13 protein-coding genes are annotated in these 19,582 nt (G+C 36.8%); 9 read left to right on the top strand and 4 right to left on the bottom strand.

What is annotated here, in order from left to right; translation table 11 throughout:
• Nucleotides 1-361 precede the first annotated feature (361 nt).
• Nucleotides 362-2,488 (bottom strand): TonB-dependent siderophore receptor, encoded by a 2,127-nt coding sequence (locus Q4496_RS12805; RefSeq protein ID WP_303610579.1) that lies wholly within the window; start codon nucleotides 2,486-2,488, stop codon nucleotides 362-364.
• A 239-nt stretch (nucleotides 2,489-2,727) separates the two neighbouring features.
• Between Q4496_RS12805 and Q4496_RS12800 the strand changes: the two genes are divergently transcribed.
• The gene (locus Q4496_RS12800; RefSeq protein ID WP_303610578.1) at nucleotides 2,728-4,404 is read left to right on the top strand and encodes an esterase family protein; all 1,677 of its coding nucleotides are present in this window, start codon (nucleotides 2,728-2,730) and stop codon (nucleotides 4,402-4,404) included.
• A gap of 489 nt (nucleotides 4,405-4,893) precedes the next feature.
• Nucleotides 4,894-5,943: a hypothetical protein gene (locus Q4496_RS12795; protein WP_215972119.1), complete on the top strand. Its 1,050-nt coding sequence runs from the start codon at nucleotides 4,894-4,896 to the stop codon at nucleotides 5,941-5,943.
• A gap of 44 nt (nucleotides 5,944-5,987) precedes the next feature.
• Here Q4496_RS12795 and Q4496_RS12790 read toward each other — a convergent pair whose 3' ends face one another.
• Nucleotides 5,988-6,899 (bottom strand): LysR family transcriptional regulator, encoded by a 912-nt coding sequence (locus Q4496_RS12790; protein ID WP_303610577.1) that lies wholly within the window; start codon nucleotides 6,897-6,899, stop codon nucleotides 5,988-5,990.
• A gap of 175 nt (nucleotides 6,900-7,074) precedes the next feature.
• Here Q4496_RS12790 and Q4496_RS12785 point away from each other — a divergent pair, with 175 nt between their 5' ends.
• The 3 genes from Q4496_RS12785 to Q4496_RS12775 all read left to right on the top strand — a co-directional run bounded on the left by Q4496_RS12785 (nucleotide 7,075) and on the right by Q4496_RS12775 (nucleotide 10,066).
• On the top strand, nucleotides 7,075-7,761 hold the full coding sequence (locus tag Q4496_RS12785; RefSeq protein ID WP_215972121.1) for a type 1 glutamine amidotransferase domain-containing protein: 687 nt from the start codon (nucleotides 7,075-7,077) through the stop codon (nucleotides 7,759-7,761).
• Nucleotides 7,762-7,837: 76 nt separating this feature from the next.
• The gene (locus Q4496_RS12780) at nucleotides 7,838-9,007 is read left to right on the top strand and encodes an iron-containing alcohol dehydrogenase (RefSeq protein ID WP_303610576.1); all 1,170 of its coding nucleotides are present in this window, start codon (nucleotides 7,838-7,840) and stop codon (nucleotides 9,005-9,007) included.
• 18 nt (nucleotides 9,008-9,025) lie between these two features.
• Nucleotides 9,026-10,066: an NADP-dependent oxidoreductase gene (locus Q4496_RS12775; RefSeq protein ID WP_303610575.1), complete on the top strand. Its 1,041-nt coding sequence runs from the start codon at nucleotides 9,026-9,028 to the stop codon at nucleotides 10,064-10,066.
• Between the two features lie 220 nt (nucleotides 10,067-10,286).
• Here Q4496_RS12775 and Q4496_RS12770 read toward each other — a convergent pair whose 3' ends face one another.
• Nucleotides 10,287-10,706, bottom strand: coding sequence for a Cd(II)/Pb(II)-responsive transcriptional regulator (locus Q4496_RS12770; RefSeq protein ID WP_159820685.1), 420 nt, complete (start codon nucleotides 10,704-10,706; stop codon nucleotides 10,287-10,289).
• 172 nt (nucleotides 10,707-10,878) lie between these two features.
• Here Q4496_RS12770 and Q4496_RS12765 point away from each other — a divergent pair, with 172 nt between their 5' ends.
• Genes Q4496_RS12765 through Q4496_RS12755 form a run of 3 tightly spaced genes read left to right on the top strand, consistent with a single transcriptional unit; the run spans nucleotide 10,879 to nucleotide 16,498 of the window.
• A complete protein-coding gene (locus Q4496_RS12765) occupies nucleotides 10,879-12,267 on the top strand; it encodes a TolC family protein (RefSeq protein ID WP_303610574.1) in 1,389 nt (462 codons plus the stop codon).
• A gap of 10 nt (nucleotides 12,268-12,277) precedes the next feature.
• Nucleotides 12,278-13,363: an efflux RND transporter periplasmic adaptor subunit gene (locus Q4496_RS12760; RefSeq protein ID WP_303610573.1), complete on the top strand. Its 1,086-nt coding sequence runs from the start codon at nucleotides 12,278-12,280 to the stop codon at nucleotides 13,361-13,363.
• Between the two features lie 12 nt (nucleotides 13,364-13,375).
• Nucleotides 13,376-16,498, top strand: coding sequence for an efflux RND transporter permease subunit (locus tag Q4496_RS12755; RefSeq protein ID WP_303610572.1), 3,123 nt, complete (start codon nucleotides 13,376-13,378; stop codon nucleotides 16,496-16,498).
• A gap of 208 nt (nucleotides 16,499-16,706) precedes the next feature.
• On the opposite strand, the gene Q4496_RS12750 is transcribed toward Q4496_RS12755, so the two are convergent.
• Complete coding sequence (locus Q4496_RS12750; RefSeq protein WP_215972126.1) at nucleotides 16,707-18,695, bottom strand: oleate hydratase; 1,989 nt, start codon at nucleotides 18,693-18,695, stop codon at nucleotides 16,707-16,709.
• Nucleotides 18,696-18,918: 223 nt separating this feature from the next.
• Here Q4496_RS12750 and Q4496_RS12745 point away from each other — a divergent pair, with 223 nt between their 5' ends.
• Nucleotides 18,919-19,473 carry a DsrE family protein gene (locus Q4496_RS12745; protein WP_303610571.1) on the top strand — a complete coding sequence of 185 codons (555 nt, stop codon included), beginning with the start codon at nucleotides 18,919-18,921 and terminating at the stop codon, nucleotides 19,471-19,473.
• Nucleotides 19,474-19,582 lie beyond the last annotated feature (109 nt).

Below are 19,582 nucleotides of genomic sequence, written 5' to 3'. Positions count from 1 at the left end.
ATTTTTGTTTGGTGTAATCATTAAACTAAGGAAAGGGATACAAGCTAAAGTGGTTAAAAGTACAAAAAGCCAAGTGAATAGTGCAGCAGCAAGCACCTGTGTTTGAAGGCAAGAAACTAGTGATAATAGCCAACATAAGTAACCCAGTGTTCGCCATTTTTTTGTTAATGGTTTGCGAAATAAATTTTGATTTTTATTAGTGGAATATACAATAAATACGCCAAAAAAAATAAATAGTAGTGCCAATAATTGCCACATATTAAAAACTCTCAATGTTAAATATAGATACCCAAAACAGAAATAGTATGGGTATCTATATTGTATAAAACGACATAGTTATTTATTTGTTAAATAAATAGTGTTAGAAATCCATTTTTACTTTCACAGCAAAGGTTCTGGGTTCACCAATGCGTAAACCACCATATGAATCACTATTTGCCCAATATTCTTTATCAAATAAATTATCTATCGTCGCGATAACGGTAAGGTCTTTTTCAGCTAACTTTGTACTGTAACTCGCACCACCATAAAAAATAGTATAGGAAGGCAATTCCCAAGTATTGTTTGAATCTACCGTGGTTACACCATGGTATTTTCCACCTAAGTTTACTGTTAGCCCTGGAATAGCAGCAACATTGTAATTAGTTTGTAGGGTGAACTGTTGTTTAGGTGCACCTGCAACATTGTTACCTTCAATTGGATCACTTGTTTTGTCATATTCAGCACTCAATAGCATAAAATCACCATACAGTGATAAATTCTCAGAGAACTCTAATGCACCACTAAATTCTAATCCTTGGTAAAGACTTATTCCGTCTTGAATTAAATAATTGTCATTGGTAACAAGAGTCGCACCGCGTTCAATACGAAATAGAGCAGAGGTAATAGACCAGCCATCTCCAGCAGTTTTAAGACCAAGCTCATACTGAGAGCTCTCTAGCGGTGGAAGTAATTCGTCAGCATTGGCATAATCTTCACTAACAACACCTGTTTTACCTTCAAAAGATTCTACATAGCTCATGTAGTAAGAAGTATTTTCACTGGGTTTGTAGATTAATGCCGCTGTTGGGCTAACGGCTGAATCATTTAAATCATCATGTGAAGAAAAATAGTCACTGGCTCTATGTTCAATTTTGTTTGATCTAATACCAACCAGCACTTCCCACTGTTTTGTTATCGATATAAAGTCACTGATGAACATAGACGTTTGTGTATCGGACCAAGCCATTTGTATATCTTTTTCTAAATCAGCGCTGTAGGTTTTAACCTCAACAGGGTTATATAAATTGTCAACAGCATAACCTCGAGTTACTAAACGACCGTAAATACCGCCGTCATTTCGGTATGTTATTGCTTTTTGATGAGACGCTCCAATAACTAGGTTATGACTAATATTACCGGTATTGATTTTACCCGTAAGTAACCCTTGGAATTGATCATATTCAACATCAAAATATTGCTCATATAAGCTAATACTGATATCGCCATCGCTATTTAATATGCTGTCTAAGTTTTTAACCCAACGAGTTTCATTTTTAGAATGATCATAATCAATGCTAGCATGCCAGTTGTCATTGATTTCCCATTTTAAACTTGTTAGCGCTATTAAATTTTCGTAACGGTCAAAGGTACCTTCGGCAGCAAGATTATGTGTGCCATTGACTGGTTTAGGTAAAGAGTCATCGCTGTCTAAACCATTACTAAATTGAGTCCATGAGTTTTCAACTAATCGGTCATTAGATATAATATCTACTGTCCAATATAAAGAGTCGGTTAGTTGAGCATCAAACGCTAATGATACTGTTTCACGATCTATCGAGCCACCATCTAAATAAGTATCACCTTTTTCTTTAACCAAATTAACACGTAAGCCGTAATCGTCGTTATCACCTATGCGAGTACTAGCATCAAGATGTCCACTGAAAACACTATCACTACGCATTCCTACATTAACGCTAATAGCATCATCAGTTGCTTTTTTAGTGACATAATTAATTATGCCTCCGGGTGCAGCCATACCGTACATAAAACCAGTCGCACCTTTTATTAAGGTTACTTGCTCAAAAGCTTCGTATGGCAATTCACCACTAAAACTGTTAATAGACATACCATTAACTTTAAAGCTTTGCGTGTAATCTAAATTTAAACCACGTACGCGCACTGTATTACCAAAGGCACTATAGGCGCTGCCATCTACAGAAACGGAAGCTTCACGACTGAATAAACTGTCTAAAGTATTTACCTGACGAATCTCCATATCTTGTAGTGAAATAACATCAACAGAGAATGGCGTGTCAAGTAGGGATCTATTACCTAAAGCACCACCATTATTTTCTTCACTAAGTTCGGTCAGCTTGTGACCAACAACGTTGATTACTTCTATTTTTTTTTCAGTTTCTTCAGAAGCTAGAACAGAAGAGCAGTTTACTGATAATACTGCCGCACAGGCCACAGCAACTTTATTTAACCGTAAGTTATTAGTTTTCATTTAGAATTCCATTATATTTTAGAAAAATGATCAAAGGCAAAGCATGATTATTAATCGATAAGGTTTGCCAAATTGTTATTGGGTTTCAATCGTTGCGAATACTAACCTAAATGATAATGATTGTTAATAGTGTTAATGAGAAAAATGGGTTATTATTCATTTTTTTCACATGCTTAGTATATTTTTATTGTGATTCCGTTAAATAACTAATCGAAAATCAAGGTAAAAAGGGGTAATTAATGATAAGTAAAGAAGTGTTTGTTAAGGGAGCTAAACGGGGTGGACTTGGAACTATGTGTCTAATATCTTTAATTCAATTTTCGGTATTGAGTGCTGAAATAACTTCATCAGCTTTATCAAACTTAACGGTTAGTAATGCTTTAACAGGTAGATTTAATGACACTCAGAGTAAAAAAAATGAACTCAATCAAAACTTTAAAACGATAAAAATAATCGTACCCTGTGAAAAAGGAGACTATCTAACGGGATATATTGAGAATAGTCACCCTATAACGGTTGATGTTATTAATGCAAAGGGTGATTTATCAAGACGTTTAATTGATAACAAAAATGGGAAACAAGATTTTTATTCAGTCGCTAAAAATTGTGATGAAATATGGCATATATCAGGCTCTGGTTCATACCATATTGTGCTTGAAAATCGTATTAGCTTAAAAGAACAAATCCCTGATGACCAAAGTAAGATTTTAAGTCCGGTAATATCGTCATTAAATGATGAGCTTCGAAAAGGGCAAAGTACTGAGAATTTTTGGAAAATGATAGAGAGAACAGGGACGCCATTGGTTGAAAATACACCTAACGGAACTTTGATGACTTTTTTGGCAAGAGGTTCGTACAAAAATGTTAAACTTATTGGGGCGCCTTCTAACAATCATGAGTCCCTACAAAGGCTTGCTAATTCTGATACCTGGTATAAAAGTTTTATTGTACCTGACAATACTCATTTATCTTATCAAATAGCCCCTGATGTGCCGCAACCGCCACTAACTGGTTTTGCTCGTCGAGTTGCTATAAAAGCTGTGGCTCAGGTTGATCCGTACAACCATTACCCTTGGTCATCTTCGGGTTTTGACAAGTTTAGTACGAAATCAACTATCACTCTTGAAGGTGCGCCTAAAAACCCTATGATCGATTCAACAGAAATAAAGCCAAAAGGGACATTTTCTCAATTTTATTTTACGAGCAGTACCTTAGCGAATACTCGCGAGATAACTATTTATTCTCCTCTAATGACTAAGAAAAATAAAAAGGATGCTGTACTGCTATATATTTTTGATGCGCAGGCTTACATAGAATTGGTCAACTTGCCAACAATACTCGATAATTTAATGGCAGAAGGCGCTATTCCTCCTGTTATTACCGTTTTTATCAGTAATCCTGATCGTGAAGCTCGTGCTCGTGAATTGCCAGCTAATAGCATATTTGCTGATGTTTTGGCTAATGAACTTATTCCTCAAATAAAGCAGAGGTTACCAATGATAATACCAAAAGAAAAAACGGTTATTGCTGGCTCTAGTTATGGTGGATTAGCAGCAACGACGATAGCATTACGTCATCCTGAGATATTTGGCAATGTTATCTCTATGTCAGGGTCATTTTGGTGGAGTCCCAAAGCTCAGACTGAAAATGATAAACATTTTGTAGCTTCTGAAGTCATAGCGATGGATAAAAAAGCAGTTCGTTTATTCTTAAGCGCAGGTTTATTTGAAAACTCTCGTGGCGTTGGTGATGGAATTTTAGAGACTAATCGCCATTTACGTGATGTTTTATTAGCAAAAGGCTACGAAACTCATTATCAAGAATACGGTGCTGGGCATGATTATTTTTCTTGGCGAGGGGTTATAGCAGATGGTTTAATATCTCTTTTTGCTACCAATGAACTCAGAGAAAAATAGAATAAATAATGTAACCTAAGGTATGATTTTTCATGTTACCCCTTAAGTTATTGACCTAACTTGGTTATTAATGTTTAGAAAGGCACTACATCGAGGTAGCTTCTTAGCATATTTATTCACTATAGCCGTTCTGCTTGAAAATGTTGTTAATTACATTTGCATTATCTCTATTCAAGTGGAACGGTTTTACAATCAATAGCATTATAGAATGAGAGAATATTCATAGCTGCCCAGTTGGGTTGTTAGTATTGTAAATTATTGAAATATAGTGCATACCCCTCCTTTTTCATCACTTTTTGGCTTGGTGTTTTTTTTTGTCATAAATCTTTCTTTTAAAGCTTATATTATTGCGTTGTTAACGGTTTTATTAAAATAATTTTATATTGATGAATAATTTATTTTAATTTTGTGGTCTAGGTAAGAAATTAAAACGTATTACCTGTCAATTGCGATAAAAATAATGACAAGCTGAACTGATGAGTTACCTATATGAAAATCATTCAATTATTTAATGGTGAGTTTTCTGCTGAAAATGCGCCCAAAGCACAACTTGATAATGGCAGTTTTTGCATACCACAGCATTATCTTAAATATCGACACACGTTAGCGAGTGTAGAGGAGCTAATTTTAAAAATAAGTTATTGCGATAGATATCCCATATTTGTTTCAGAAGATAATCAAGGGATTTATATACAAGTTGGTATCATCGGCGCCGATAACTACAAAGGTAATAATTATGAAAGTCACTCTATTCTTCATCAGAATCAGAAATCAAGTGATGGCGTTTCAGCAGTAAAAGATAAAAAACTTAAAATAATGTATGGGCGTAAATGGCGAGTAGAGCCTAAATTACCTAGTGCTGAAATAATACAAACCGCTTTTCTTGCGATAAAAAAGGTGAGAGAGCATGAAGTAAGAGAGCTATTTCGTTTAAAAGCGTTTAACAAAACAACAACACCATTAAATTGTCATCATGATGTGACTATGTTGATTAATAGCCAAGAAATTAGAAGTAAAGAGACTGAAATTTCATGGTTAGAACTACAACAAGAGCTGGATAATTTGCGCTATGAACAAGCTAAGTTTCAGGTAATTAATATTGAAAACCGACATGAAAAATATTGGATACTTGAATTAAAAGTATGTCTTGAGGCTTCAAGTCACTTAGATGAAATAGAGCATGATCAACTTATTGTGTTAATCATTAATAAACTCACCTTTAATAATGTTTGTTATCAATTAATGGCAGAGCTAATTCGATTAAGTGATAGGCATGTAGACGAAAACTTTATGTTTTCTTGCGTTCCTCGTTTTAGTCAAAAAAATGATATAAAAGCGATTGCTAAAATATCAGCTAATACGCGTGAACTTCACAAATCAGCAGAAAAGTCGGACTTTGAAGAAGATTGGCGTAAAGAAAATTATCAAGTGGACTTAGCCCGAGTTCCACAATTAAATACCAGCGTATTTTCAGAGCGCATTAGAAACATATTAAATTCGTTTAATGGTATTGAAGGAATATTACCAGAGAATACTTAATGACTTTACGTATTCTCTGGTGCTATGCATAAGGGAGTATACCTTTAGGCTGTTGTTATACTTATTTGACTTGTGAAATATTCTTTTAAATAATTAAGCAGTAACCTAAGCTTTTTCGAATTAGCTGTGCCTGGAGGAAATACGCCATACACATTAATATCACTAAGTTGGTAATCATCCAGTACTGTTTCTAACGTGCCTGCTTTTATTTTTGGTAACGCATCATAAGTAGGTATCCGGCCTAAACCATGTCCTGCTTCAACGAAAGAAGTTCGTGCAGCAGCATTATTGGTACTAATGCTGCCTTTTGTCGTAATGCTGAATGAACGACTACCTTTAGTTAACGTAACTACACCTGACGTTAGCTTATAAATGATCCATTGATGATTACTTAAATCGGCAGGTTTTTTTGGTCGGCCATACTGAAGGAAATACTCAGGAGCACCACACAAACACGTTTGTAATGTGGCTAATTTACTTGCTTGCAAACCAGAATCAAGTAAAGGCGCGCCACGAATAGCTAAATCAATGCCTTCTTTCATAATGTTAACAACTTCATCTGTTAGCATTACATCAAGTGATATTTTAGGATAGATTTTTTTAAATTCATTTAGTGCCGGTACAACGGTTTGTAAACCAATATTCACCGGACACGTTATTTTAAGTAGCCCAATAGGCTCATTTTTAAAATTCTCTATTTGTTGATTAGCTGCACTCGCTTGTTCAGAAATGATACGACAGCGTTCATAATATCCTTGGCCTGCTTCGGTAAGATTAATGGATCGGGTAGAGCGGTTAAGTAATTTTACTTCTAGTTGTGCTTCAAGCTTTTTTAAATGATAACTGACCACTGCTCGGGATAAGCCTAGGTGTTTTGCCGCAGCACTTAAACTTCCTTGTTCAATAACTTGTGCAAATACAACCATACTTTTGAGCTGTTCAAATGATATATCCATAAACCCCTCTAATAAAAACCTTTTAATTATTGTATCAATTATTGATACAAAGTTGTTAGTTTTATCTGCATTGTTCACTTGGAGGCTGAAGCATATACTAGCTGTATTGAAAATGAATAAACAATTGTAAGAGACTTACATACTTCTAAGTATATAGATAAAAGGATAAATAAGAATGACTAAAAAAATATTGATGGTACTTACTTCGCACGATGAACTAGGCAACACAGGTAATAAAACAGGCTTTTGGGTTGAAGAGTTTGCTGCTCCTTATTATGCTTTTATCGATGCCGGCGTTGAAGTAACGTTAGCTACACCTCTAGGTGGACAAGCACCTATTGATCCAACAAGTACATTAGCCGACTTTCAAACTGCAGCAACAGAGCGTTATGATGCTGACTCTGAGGCACAAGCTAAAATTGCCACAACAGTAAAACTAGCTTCAGTGAGTGCGGCAGATTTTGATGGTGTTTTTTATCCTGGGGGGCATGGCCCATTATGGGATCTTACTGATAATACTGACTCTATCACTTTAATTGAAAACTTTTTAAATGCAGAGAAAGCTGTTGCAACTGTTTGTCATGCAAGTACTGCCTTATTAAATGTAAAAGATGTGTCAGATAATTTTGTTATAAAAGGCAAAGCTGTAACAGGTTTCACTAATAGTGAAGAAGCAGCAGTTCAGTTAACAGATGTTGTACCATTCTTACTAGAAGATGAACTGATTAAGCGTGGTGCTGAATATCAAAAAGCGCAAGATTTTCATCCCTTTGCTGTACAAGATGGCTTAATTATTACTGGGCAAAACCCAGCTAGTTCAGCATTAGCTGCAGAAAAATTACTCACTCATCTTTCAGCTTAAATAAATTACTTCGTTTAGCTAAGTTATTTAACTAATTAACTTAGCTAAATCGTTACAGACAAATACAGGACTATATATGTTAAATTTTAATTTTCAAAATCCAACAAAAATTAACTTTGGCGAAGGCCAAATCAAGGTTATTTCAAAAGAAATCCCTTTAAATGCAAGAGTATTAGTGGTTTATGGTGGTGGTTCCATTAAAGGTAATGGCGTATATCAACAAGTTGTTAATGCGCTTACTGAGCATACTTGGTTTGAGTTTTCAGGAATTGAACCAAACCCAACATACGATACCTTGATGAAAGCCCAAGATATCATTAAAGCCGAAAAAATTGATTATTTATTGGCGGTAGGTGGCGGCTCTGTAGTTGATGGCGCAAAATTTATTGCTGCCGCGGCTTTGTATGAAGGGGATACTGAAGGAAATGATCCTTGGGATATTCTAGCGAAACAAGCAACTATCACTAAAGCCTTACCGCTTGGGGCAATATTAACATTACCGGCTACAGGCTCAGAAAGTAATGGTAACTCTGTAGTGACTCGAGATGGCAATAAACTACCTTTTGCTAGCCCTTTAGTTCGTCCATTATTTGCAGTACTAGATCCAACAGTCACCTTGTCGTTATCAGATCGCCAAATTAGTAATGGTGTGGTTGATGCTTTTGTTCACACAATTGAGCAGTATTTAACTTACAGTGTTAATGGCAAGGTGCAAGATCGCTTTAGTGAAGGTTTGTTGCAAACGCTAATTGAAGAAGGCCCTAAAGCTTTAGCAGCTGAAACGAAAGATGATTTAGAAGTCAGAGCCAATATTATGTGGTCTGCAACCATGGCATTAAATGGCTTAATAGGTGCGGGTGTACCACAAGATTGGTCAACACATATGATTGGGCACGAATTAACTGGTGCTTTTGGTATTGATCATGCGCGGACATTATCTATTGTGTTACCGGCAGTGATGAAGGTTTGTAAAGAACAAAAACGTGAAAAATTACTGCAATATGCATCGCGCGTGTGGGGAGTAAATAAAGGTGATGAAAACACACGTATTGACCAAGCAATACAATTAACTGAAGCATTCTTCGAAAAAATGCAAGTGCCTACACGTTTATCTGATGTCGAGCTTGGTAGTAAAGATATTGATTTATTAGTTGAGCGATTAGATCAACACGGCATGACCGCGTTAGGTGAACATAGCGATATTACGTTAGACATAAGCCGTGAAATTTTAACTCAAGCACTATAAAAGATAATAGGAAGTAATATGACTCAAACAACGGATATAAATCGTCAAATTCTCTTGGCATCAAGACCTTTTGGTGCCCCAGTGAGCGAAAATTTTAACCTAGTAACGAGTGAAAAGCCGACACCTAAAGCAAATGAAGTATTGCTTCGTACCGTGTTTCTTTCATTAGACCCATACATGCGTGGCCGTATGAATGATGCGAAATCATATGCCGAGCCAGTTGGTATTAATGAAGTAATGGTTGGTGGCAGTGTTTGTCGAGTAGAAGAATCAAACCATGCTGATTATAAAAAAGGCGATTGGGTTGTCGCTTTTGGTGGCTGGCAAGATTATAGTGTTATCAATGGCAGTGAATTACTTAAACTTGACAATAATATGGTCAACCCATCATATGCATTAGGTGTTTTAGGTATGCCAGGGTTAACAGCCTATATGGGGCTACTTGATATTGGCCAACCTAAAGCAGGTGAAACTGTTGTCGTTGCTGCAGCAACAGGTGCAGTAGGAAGCTTAGTTGGACAAATAGCCAAATTGAAAGGCTGTAAAGTTATTGGTATTGCCGGTGGCGATACTAAATGTAAATATGCGGTTGATACCTTAGGCTTTGATGCTTGTTTAGATCATTATTCAGATGATTTAGCTGAACAACTAGCGACAGCTTGTTCATCAGGTATTGATGTTTACTTTGAGAATGTTGGCGGAAAAGTATTTGATGCTGTTATGCCATTATTAAATAGCTCAGCCCGTATCCCTTTATGTGGCCTTATATCACAATATAATGCGACTGAATTACCAAGTGGTCCTGACAGATTGTCATTATTAATGGGCACATTGTTAATTAAGCGTATTAAAATGCAAGGCTTTATCGTGTTTGATGACTATGGCCATCGTTATAATGAATTTAGCGAACAAATGGCTAAATGGTTAATAGCTGGTGACATCAAATATAAAGAGCAAATGGTTGAGGGACTTGAAAATTCAGTTAATGCATTTATCGGCTTATTAAAAGGCGATAATTTTGGTAAGTTAGTTGTACGTGTTGGTCCAGATAACCTCTGATTTTAACGCCGATTTAATAACTGCTTTATATTTTTAAAGGGCTCTTATAAATTAAGAGCCCTTTTTTATATTTGTGGGTTTATTCGTTATTGGGTTTCTTTTATTAAATTAATCAGTTATCAAATTAAGTTGTTATGCTTGTAGTCTTTGATTTTAATTTTCTTTTAATTGTTTTTTAAGGATTGTCTTTCTAGTAGCTAGTGTTTGAATCACGAGTTTTTTAGTAAGGTGTTTCTGATAAATGCTCAGTAGATTCTTTGTTTAATTTCTTCAATATTTCACATTCACCAATAATATTATTTGAGCAAGATGTAGATAAGGTATGAAGCGTTTTTTCTAATAGCGTTAATTCACTTATCGTACGACGAACTTTCTTTAATTGCTGATCTATAAGTAAATCTACTTCAAGGCAAGAAGATGTTTTATCTGATTGTACTGCTATTAATACTTTTATTTGCTCAAGCGGTATTTGTAATTCTCGACACCTACGGATAAAAATCAAGTTGTCTACATCAGCTAAATTATATTCTCTATAACCATTACTATTACGTGATGGTTTTGGCAGTAATCCTATTTCTTCATAATAGCGAATTGTCTTACTGAGTACGTTCGTTAACTTAGACAGTTGATTTATTTTCATAACATTTGACCTTACACCTACAGTAAGGTTTATGATGAGCCAAAATAAGGGCTTATTCAACATAAATTCATAAAAACTGCTACAGCATAATTTGATGTAGCGGCTTCTATCACCTTGTACTCCAGAGTAAAAAACGCCCTTAATTACGTCAATAAAAATGTAGGAAATGTAAATGCGTTATTTGTTTTTTGTGCCATGTAAAGTTGCAAAATTATCATACCGATTAAAAGACTCATTAAAGATTAAATTATCCCCTGTGAAGCTTCTGATGATGAGCTTGTGCTTCTTAAGTCCTTTCTCTTTAGCTTATAGTGATAACAAAAGCCAACAAAATAAAGAGGTGGTGTTAAACACGTTAACGTTAGCTTCAGCAATCAAAAAAACACTCAATGATAATCCTTCTCTTAAAGTATTTGAATTTCGCCAACGTGCGATTGAAGGTCAGTTGCAAAGTCAACATTTAAAACCTGCTTATGAAATCGGTTTCGAAATGGAAAACTTTGCCGGTACTGGCAGTATAGGTACCTTTGAAAATACTGAGTTTACGGTATCTCTTTCTTCTGTGGTTGAGATGGGAGATAAACGCTCTGCTCGTACAGGTGTTAGTCATAGTCGTAACTCCCAACTGATTGCGATGCGCAAAATTAAGGCCTTAAATTTATTGAGTGAAGTTGCACGCCGATATATTGATGTTCTAGCGGCACAAGCGCGATTGTCATTGGCTAAAGAAGCAACGGCATTAGCTGAGGAAACATTATCTGAAGTAGAGAAACGGGCAAAAGCAGGGGTTGCACCAGAGGCAGAAATTAAACGCGCACTTGCTGCACTAGGAAATGCAAGATTAGTGACTTCATCAGAGCAACAACAATTTGATTATGCAAAAGTTTTTTTAGCAATGATGTGGAAAGAAACAACAGCTGAGTTTGAAAGCGTTGAAGGTAACCTATTCCAGTTTTCTAAAGATGTAGCGTTTGAAAAATTATATAACAAGGTTAAACAAAACCCTGAGATTTTAGTTTATGCAGCACAAGAGCGTTTAAGAGATGCTCAACTTCGTTTAGCGCGGACTGAGTCAAGTGCAGACATAAAATGGTCGGTGGGTATTAAGCAAATTCAAGCGCTTAATGATACAGCGCTTACTGCTGGTTTTACTATGCCTTTATATTCATCTCAACGGAATACCGGTGCCATTATATCTGCTCAAGCTGCACGAGATGAAGTTAACTACAAAAGAGAAGAGAAATTGTTAGCGTTACATCACCAATTATATCGAGCTTATAGCAATAGAAAACAAGCAATTTTTACAGCGTTAAATTTAAAAAATAGCATTATTCCTACACTAACAGAAGCCTTGAAAGAAACCCAAATAGCCTACCAACGTGGTCGCTATAGCTATTTAGATTATTTAAGTGCGAGACAAGAACTGCTTTTTGCACGCCGTGCCATTATAGAATCAGCTACAGCCGCACTACGATATGGCATAGAAATAGAACAGCTTATCGCTGAACCATTACCAGCTTCACAGCATAATTTTACATCACAATTAAATGACCAGTTTTAAGGGCTTTTACATGACAATTACCCAGAGAATTACAAAATATACACTTATGTTCTTATTAACCATGGTAACAATCAGTAGCGTTGTGATAAGTAAAAACACCTTTGCTATGTCTGAGCATGATAGTCATGAGCACAAACGTATAGAAAAACATTCAGATCATGATGAAGAAGAAAGTACACATGCAGATGAGCACGGACATGAAAATGAGCATCAAGATGATCATGGACATGAAGGGCATGTTGAGATCTCAGTCGATAACGCAAGAGAGGCTGGCATCGTAAATATGATTGCCGATAGTGCTCAAATAAAAAAAAGTATAACCGTTTATGGTAAGGCAGAAATCAAACCTAATGCTATCAGCCAAGTAAAAGCCCGTTTTGCTGGTTTAATTACGCGTGTAAATGTCAATGTTGGTGACAATGTTAACGCTGGCGATATTCTTGTTGAAGTTGAGTCGAGTGATAGTTTAAAAAAATATAATATCACCGCACCTATTTCAGGTGTAGTCGCACAGCGACTTGCTAATCCTGGTGAAATAGCAGAGTTACAAACATTAATCACAATAGAGAATTATGCACAGTTGTGGGCTAAGTTTCAGATTTTTCCAAGTCAGCAAGTAAGTGTTGAAAAGGGGCAAGCAGTTACTATCTTATCTCCAAAACAATCTTCAAAGCACTCTTCAAAGCCACCTTCAAACTTGCTCTCAATAAAAACTGCTCAAGTCAATTCTAACCAATCAACAATATTACATTTGTTGGCCAATAAGAATCAGCCATTTATTACCGCAATAGTTGCTGTAGATAATGCAAATAACCTATGGAGTCCAGGGGAAATGCTCACTGGCAGCATAGTAACAAGCGAAGAGAAGGTTACTATTGCCGTTGATAATCGAGCTATTCAAGAAATTGAAGGTCAGCGTGTCGTTTTTGTAAGAAATAAAGGCGGTTATGAAAAACGTGAGTTAACGCTGGGTCAAACAGATGGTGAATTAACTGAAGTTTTCGCCGGAATTGATGCCGGCGAGCAATATGCCGTTATTAATAGTTATCTACTTAAAGCTGATTTAGGTAAAGCGGGCGCAGCGCATGTTCATTAAGGAGAAGAGAATATGATTGAATCAATATTGCGCTTCTCGATAGCGCGTCGTGGGCTAATGATGGCGATGATTTTAGTGATTATTGCTATAGGTTACTGGAGTTATCAAAAGCTTCCTATTGATGCTGTACCTGATATAACTAATGTCCAAGTACAAATTAACACGCGTGCGCCTGGGTATTCACCATTGGAGACGGAACAGCGTATTACTGTACCTATTGAAACGGCGATTAGAGGCATTCCTGCTTTGTCATATACGCGATCTATTTCTCGTTATGGGTTATCGCAAGTGACTATTATTTTCGATGAAGGTACTGATTTATATTTCGCTCGTAGTCTTATTAATGAAAAGTTAAGTGCACTTAAAAATAAACTACCGAGTGAATTAACGCCTGAGATGGGCCCAATTTCTACCGGGCTTGGTGAGATATTTATGTATAGCGTTGAAGCATCTGCCAATGCTTTACAGGCAGACGGTTCACCATTTGATGCTACAGCGTTACGTGAAATACAAGATTGGATCATTAAACCTCAGTTATCGTTAGTTGACGGTGTAACTGAAATTAACACCATTGGCGGCTATGACAAGCAATATCACATTACGCCAACACCAAGTAAAATGCTTGAGTTTTCACTTTCATTTAATGACATTAATATGGCCTTAAATAATAACAATAGTAACCGTGGAGCAGGTTATATCGAGCAACATGGTCAGCAACTTATGGTGCGCTCACCAGGTCAACTAACCTCAGTTAATGACATAGAGCAGGTTGTTGTTAAGTTGGTTGACGGTACGCCAATTAAAATAGTCGATATTGCGGATGTTGCTATTGGTAAGTCATTACGCACAGGTGCTGCAACGCGTAGTGGTGAAGAAACCGTTATAGGCAGTGCGATGATGCTTGTTGGTGAAAACTCTCGTGTTGTTGCGCTAGCTGTGGCAGAAAAACTTGAACAAATAAAGTTATCTTTGCCTAAAGGCGTTATCGTTGAGCCGGTATATGATCGAACCACCCTTGTTGATAAAGCCATGTTTACAGTACAAAAGAACTTGGTTGAAGGAGCGTTATTAGTTGTCGCTGTATTATTTTTATTACTGGGTAATATTCGGGCGGCATTAATCACTGCTGCAGTTATTCCTCTTGCTATGCTAGCCACCATCACTGGTATGGTGAAAACCGGTGTGTCGGCCAACTTAATGAGTCTTGGCGCATTAGATTTTGGTTTGATTGTCGATGGTGCCGTCATTATTGTTGAAAATTCAATTAGGCGGCTAAGTGATGCACAACGAAATAATGGCGGTATTCTTACTAAAAAAGATCGGTTAAAAGTTGTTTATTCAGCAACCAATGAAGTGATTAGGCCAAGTTTATTTGGTGTTTTCATCATTACCATTGTTTATATTCCATTATTTAGTTTGACGGGGGTCGAAGGAAAAATGTTTCACCCAATGGCTGCAACCGTAATGATGGCATTGATTGCAGCCCTTGTTTTATCACTTACTTTAGTACCTGCTGCGGTTGCGTTATTTATGACCGGTAAAATTAAAGAAAAAGAAAGCCTTATCATTAGTGGTGCGAAATCAGTTTATAAGCCTGTGCTAATGATTGCGATGAAGTTTAGATGGGTAATATTAGTTTGCTGTGCGGCTTTAGTTGCTTTTTCTCTTTGGTTAGCAACAACGCTTGGCTCGGAGTTTATCCCACAACTTAATGAAGAAGACTTATTGTTACAAGCAATTCGTATCACAGGTACAAGCCTTGAACAGTCAGTTGAAATGCAAAAAGCATTAGAGCTTAAAATACAAGAATTCCCTCAGGTTAAAAATGTATTTTCCCGAATAGGAACACCCGAAGTAGCGAATGATCCAATGCCACCCAATATTGCAGATACTTACGTCATGTATACACCAAGAAATCAATGGCCAGATCCTACCTTGAGTTATGATGAATTATCGGCACACATTGTTGAAGCTGTCGCAGAACAACCGGGTAATAATTTCGAACTTACGCAACCTATTGAAATGCGCTTTAATGAATTGATTTCAGGTGTTAGAGCTGACCTAGGAATTAAGGTGGTGGGTGATGATTTAGACCAACTATTACGCTCTGCTAATGCCATTAGGGAAGAGATTGAGAAAATTGATGGTGCAAGTGACATTCAAGTTGAACAAGTGACGGGGTTACCTATGTTATCAATTTTACCTAAACGTATAGAGCTTGCCCGTTATGGTCTTAATATTGCTCAATTACAACAGGCTTTAGCTACGGCAATTGGTGGTGAAAATGCTGGCGCTATTTATGAAGGTGATCGTCGCTTTAATATCGTCGTAAGATTACCAGAGCAAGTTAGAAATAATATTTACCGATTAGGGGAGTTACCTATAGTTTTACCTAATGGCCAGTTTGTGCCTTTATCAGAGGTTGCTGATCTTAATATTGCTCCAGCGCCTAACCAAATTAGCCGTGAAAATGGTAAACGCCGTATTGTGGTAACAGCCAATGTGAGAGGTACTGATTTAGGTACTTTTGTTAAGAATGTTAAACAAAAAATTCAGCGTAATGTAGAAATTCCGTCGGGATATTGGCTTGAGTATGGTGGTGCGTTTGAGCAATTAGCATCAGCCAATGAACGATTAACCCTCGTTATACCGATAACCTTAGCAATTATTTTAGGCTTGCTAGTTATGGCTTTTGGCAGTTTAAAGGATGCGTTAATCATCTTTTCAGGGATTCCACTAGCCCTAACTGGTGGTGTTATAGCCTTGTGGTTACGTGATATGCCATTATCAACTTCTGCTGGTGTTGGTTTTATCGCACTTTCTGGTATAGCTACACTCAATGGTTTAGTGATGCTGATGTTCATTCGTGATTTATATAAAGAGCGAGGTGAGCTTATTTCAAGCATTATCGATGGTGCTATGCTCAGATTAAGACCGGTATTGATGACTGCGTTAGTTGCAGGGTTAGGCTTTGTTCCTATGGCGTTAAATATTGGTACGGGGGCAGAGGTACAACGCCCATTAGCTACCGTTGTTATTGGTGGTATTATTTCATCCACGCTGTTAACATTGCTCGTGTTACCTATTTTGTATCGTATTGTTCATCAGCGTGAGTTTGACAAAGGTTTACTTTAATCTAATTGATAAAATTTTTCCGAACAAAGTAGATGTTATTAATGTAAGTTACAGTCACTTTGAAAAATACCATGATGTACCGGGTAAATGTTGCGCAAGTTAAAAGTTGATAACCCTTCATTGTTAAAAGAAATGGAAGGCTGTATTGATGTAGTAATAAATTACTACATCAATACATTATTAAAGCAATAAGTTACTTTTGGCAGTGTTACTTATCTTTAGTTGAAAAACCTTCTCTAAGTGAGCTTATCCAACCACCAAGCTTGTGCATTACCGTATTACCTTTGCCGAGCAGTTCATTCATTTCTTCTTCAAAATGCCATTGTTTTTTCTCTTCAGGCTCTGGTAGTGGAGGTAAGATGTGAGCAAAATACGTTTTATCCAGTAACCTATGCAACAAACGCTCACCAAAGAAAGGCTTGCCACTGTTAAGTGCTCTTGCGCCTTTGATCATGTTACGAATATCATATTGCGTTGGGCTAATATCTGGCACTTGCTTAGGAATATTCAATAGCTTATACACGCCAACACGCGCACTTCTAATGGATGTTTCCATAGTAAAGATAACGTCGTTGCGCGTTTCAACAAACTGACCAACAAAGCCTAAATTAGTACAACCTTCTGGCACAGGTTTTGGTCTATCGCCTGACGCACGAGTCATAAATTGCGCAGTAATGTAAGGCATTAATGCAGTACGAATTTTAGTGTTGGCAATCACTTCATCAAGTTGCTCAACAATACCAAGGTGAAAACAAAGCTCCTCAAGAATTTCTCTACCAGTACATTCAGCCATGGTTTTTTTAACTCGATTGCCTTTCTTATCCATAAGTAAACCGTAAACCCATATCACTAATAAGTCGTCAGGTTGCTCTGGATAATGTGGTTGGCGATTACAAGTAACACTTAACAGCCAGTTTGAATCCGTAACGGTAATAATGCCGCCTGTTGCAGCTCGGCCAGAATAAAGATCGTTAGCGGCTAATGTTTGTAATTTATCAACCAGCGGTGACGGTTTACATGTTAGCGTAGCTGACTCCCAAATAGACTGTTCAACATTGCCACAAAACTTATCAGGTTTACCAAATACAGGCGATTTTACCGCTAAGTTTTTCCATAAATCCCAACCGCTATTTTTACCGGGATCATCGTTTTCACAAGTAAGAACAGGAACGCTGTCCATATCACCATAAGCAGTTTGTTCAGTCATGGAGCCATTAAGAGCAAAGACTAAATCTTGTGGTGCCACTGCAATCTGTTGTTCTTTACCATCAATAACGGTTTTGATAGCCGTAACTGTTTTTTTATCGCCTGTGAAATTGATATCAAGATCATGTGCACAAGTATTAAACTGAAACGTAACGCCTTTATCACGTAAGTACTTTTGCAGTGGTTTAATAAAGGTGTCGTATTGATTGTACTTAGGAAATACTAAAGTAGACATATCACCAAAGCCATCAATAGCGTCAAGGAAACGATGTAAATACAGTTTCATTTCTAACAAGCTATGACAGTTTTTAAAGGCAAACATAGTGCGGAATAAAAACCAAAAATTAGTCTTTAAAAAACCTTCACTGAAATACTCTTCAATGCTGATGTCGTCTAATGTATCTTTACGTTTTAGTATGAGGCGGAGCACTTCCCACTGTTGAGACTTACTTAGTCCAAAGTCCTTATCATCTAAAATCTCACCGCTTGTTTTAATTAACCGTGCTTTAGAGTAATTAGGATCGTTGTCGTTAATGAGGCGATATTCGTCAAGTACAGAATAACCTTCTGGTAGTTCAAGTGCAGGTATTTCTTGGAATATATCCCACAAGGTATCATAGTTCCAAGTCATTTCACGGCCACCGCGAATTATGTAGCCGTTTTCTGGATCTCCAGAACCATCCATAGAGCCGCCAGCAACATCCATTTCTTCTAAAATGGTAATGTTTTTACCTGGCATATGACCGTCACGAATAAGATAAAATGCAGCGGCAAGTCCACCAACGCCACCACCGATGATCCAAGCTTTACGTTTTTCTACCTCTGGAGTAGGTAAAGGCTTATGACGAGAATAAGGAGAAATATAGTCACAAGGTGGCAGTGTATTTAATTTTTGGTGATGCCAAAAATCTTTAGTTGCATCAGGTTCATGTTCAAATCCCTCTGGTGCCGTTGTTGGAATATCAAATCGGGAATTCATTTTTATAGACATAACGCGTTCCTTTTATAAACGAGTGTTGTGCAGAAAGTATGATTTTTTGCTTAAACTAATCATGCTCCCACCAAACAGTAAATATATTGTGATAGATCAATCTATTGACGTTTATTTAAAAACTTATAATTTCGCGTAAACACTGTAGATTTAGATGATAAGAATGGTAATTGCTACTTTTTTATATCAATATAATACTCAACGTATTTTAAAGGTGAATGAAATGAAATTTATTGATTTGATTAAAGCGAAATATTTAGTGGCGGTAGTATTAATGTGTACGGCTGGTTCTTCGTTTGCCGGCAGTGAGGCATTTAAACCAGGCACTCAAATAAAAGAATTTGGTAAGATTGCATCGGTTGATACTACAGTTGCAATACCTAAAAACACAAAGTTTAAGATTGTATTCGATGTCGCCACAACGGGAGATGCAGGTACGGTTAATCGTAAATTTGATAGTTTAGCGCGATTTATTAACATGCACGTAGCTAACGGTGTTAAACCTGAAAATATTGATTTGGCGTTGGTTGTACACGGTAAGGCAACACTTGACGTACAAAATGCAGCAGCGGTTGAGGCAAAGCAACTTGGTGAGAATAAAAATATACCGTTATTACAAAGCTTGCTCGATAACAATGTAAAAATTTATTTATGTGGTCAGTCAGCGGCTTTTTACGATGTTAAAACTGCAGATCTTTACCCTGGAGTTGATATGGCACTTTCAGCCATGACTGCTAATGCTTTGTTACAGCAACAAGGTTACACTTTGAATCCTTAGTGTTTGCAATTGTACATTATGATAACTCTGCAACATAAATGTCATTGAAACTTCTTTTTCTATTTATAAAAATGAAATATTTAAGCAGTAAAGTGTGAGGTTACTGTTT

It is taken from the genome of Colwellia sp. 5_MG-2023 (assembly GCF_030547795.1).
Classification (GTDB): domain Bacteria; phylum Pseudomonadota; class Gammaproteobacteria; order Enterobacterales; family Alteromonadaceae; genus Colwellia.
Note: the sequence above shows the minus strand (reverse complement) of the source record. Positions and strands in the feature narration are given on the sequence as shown.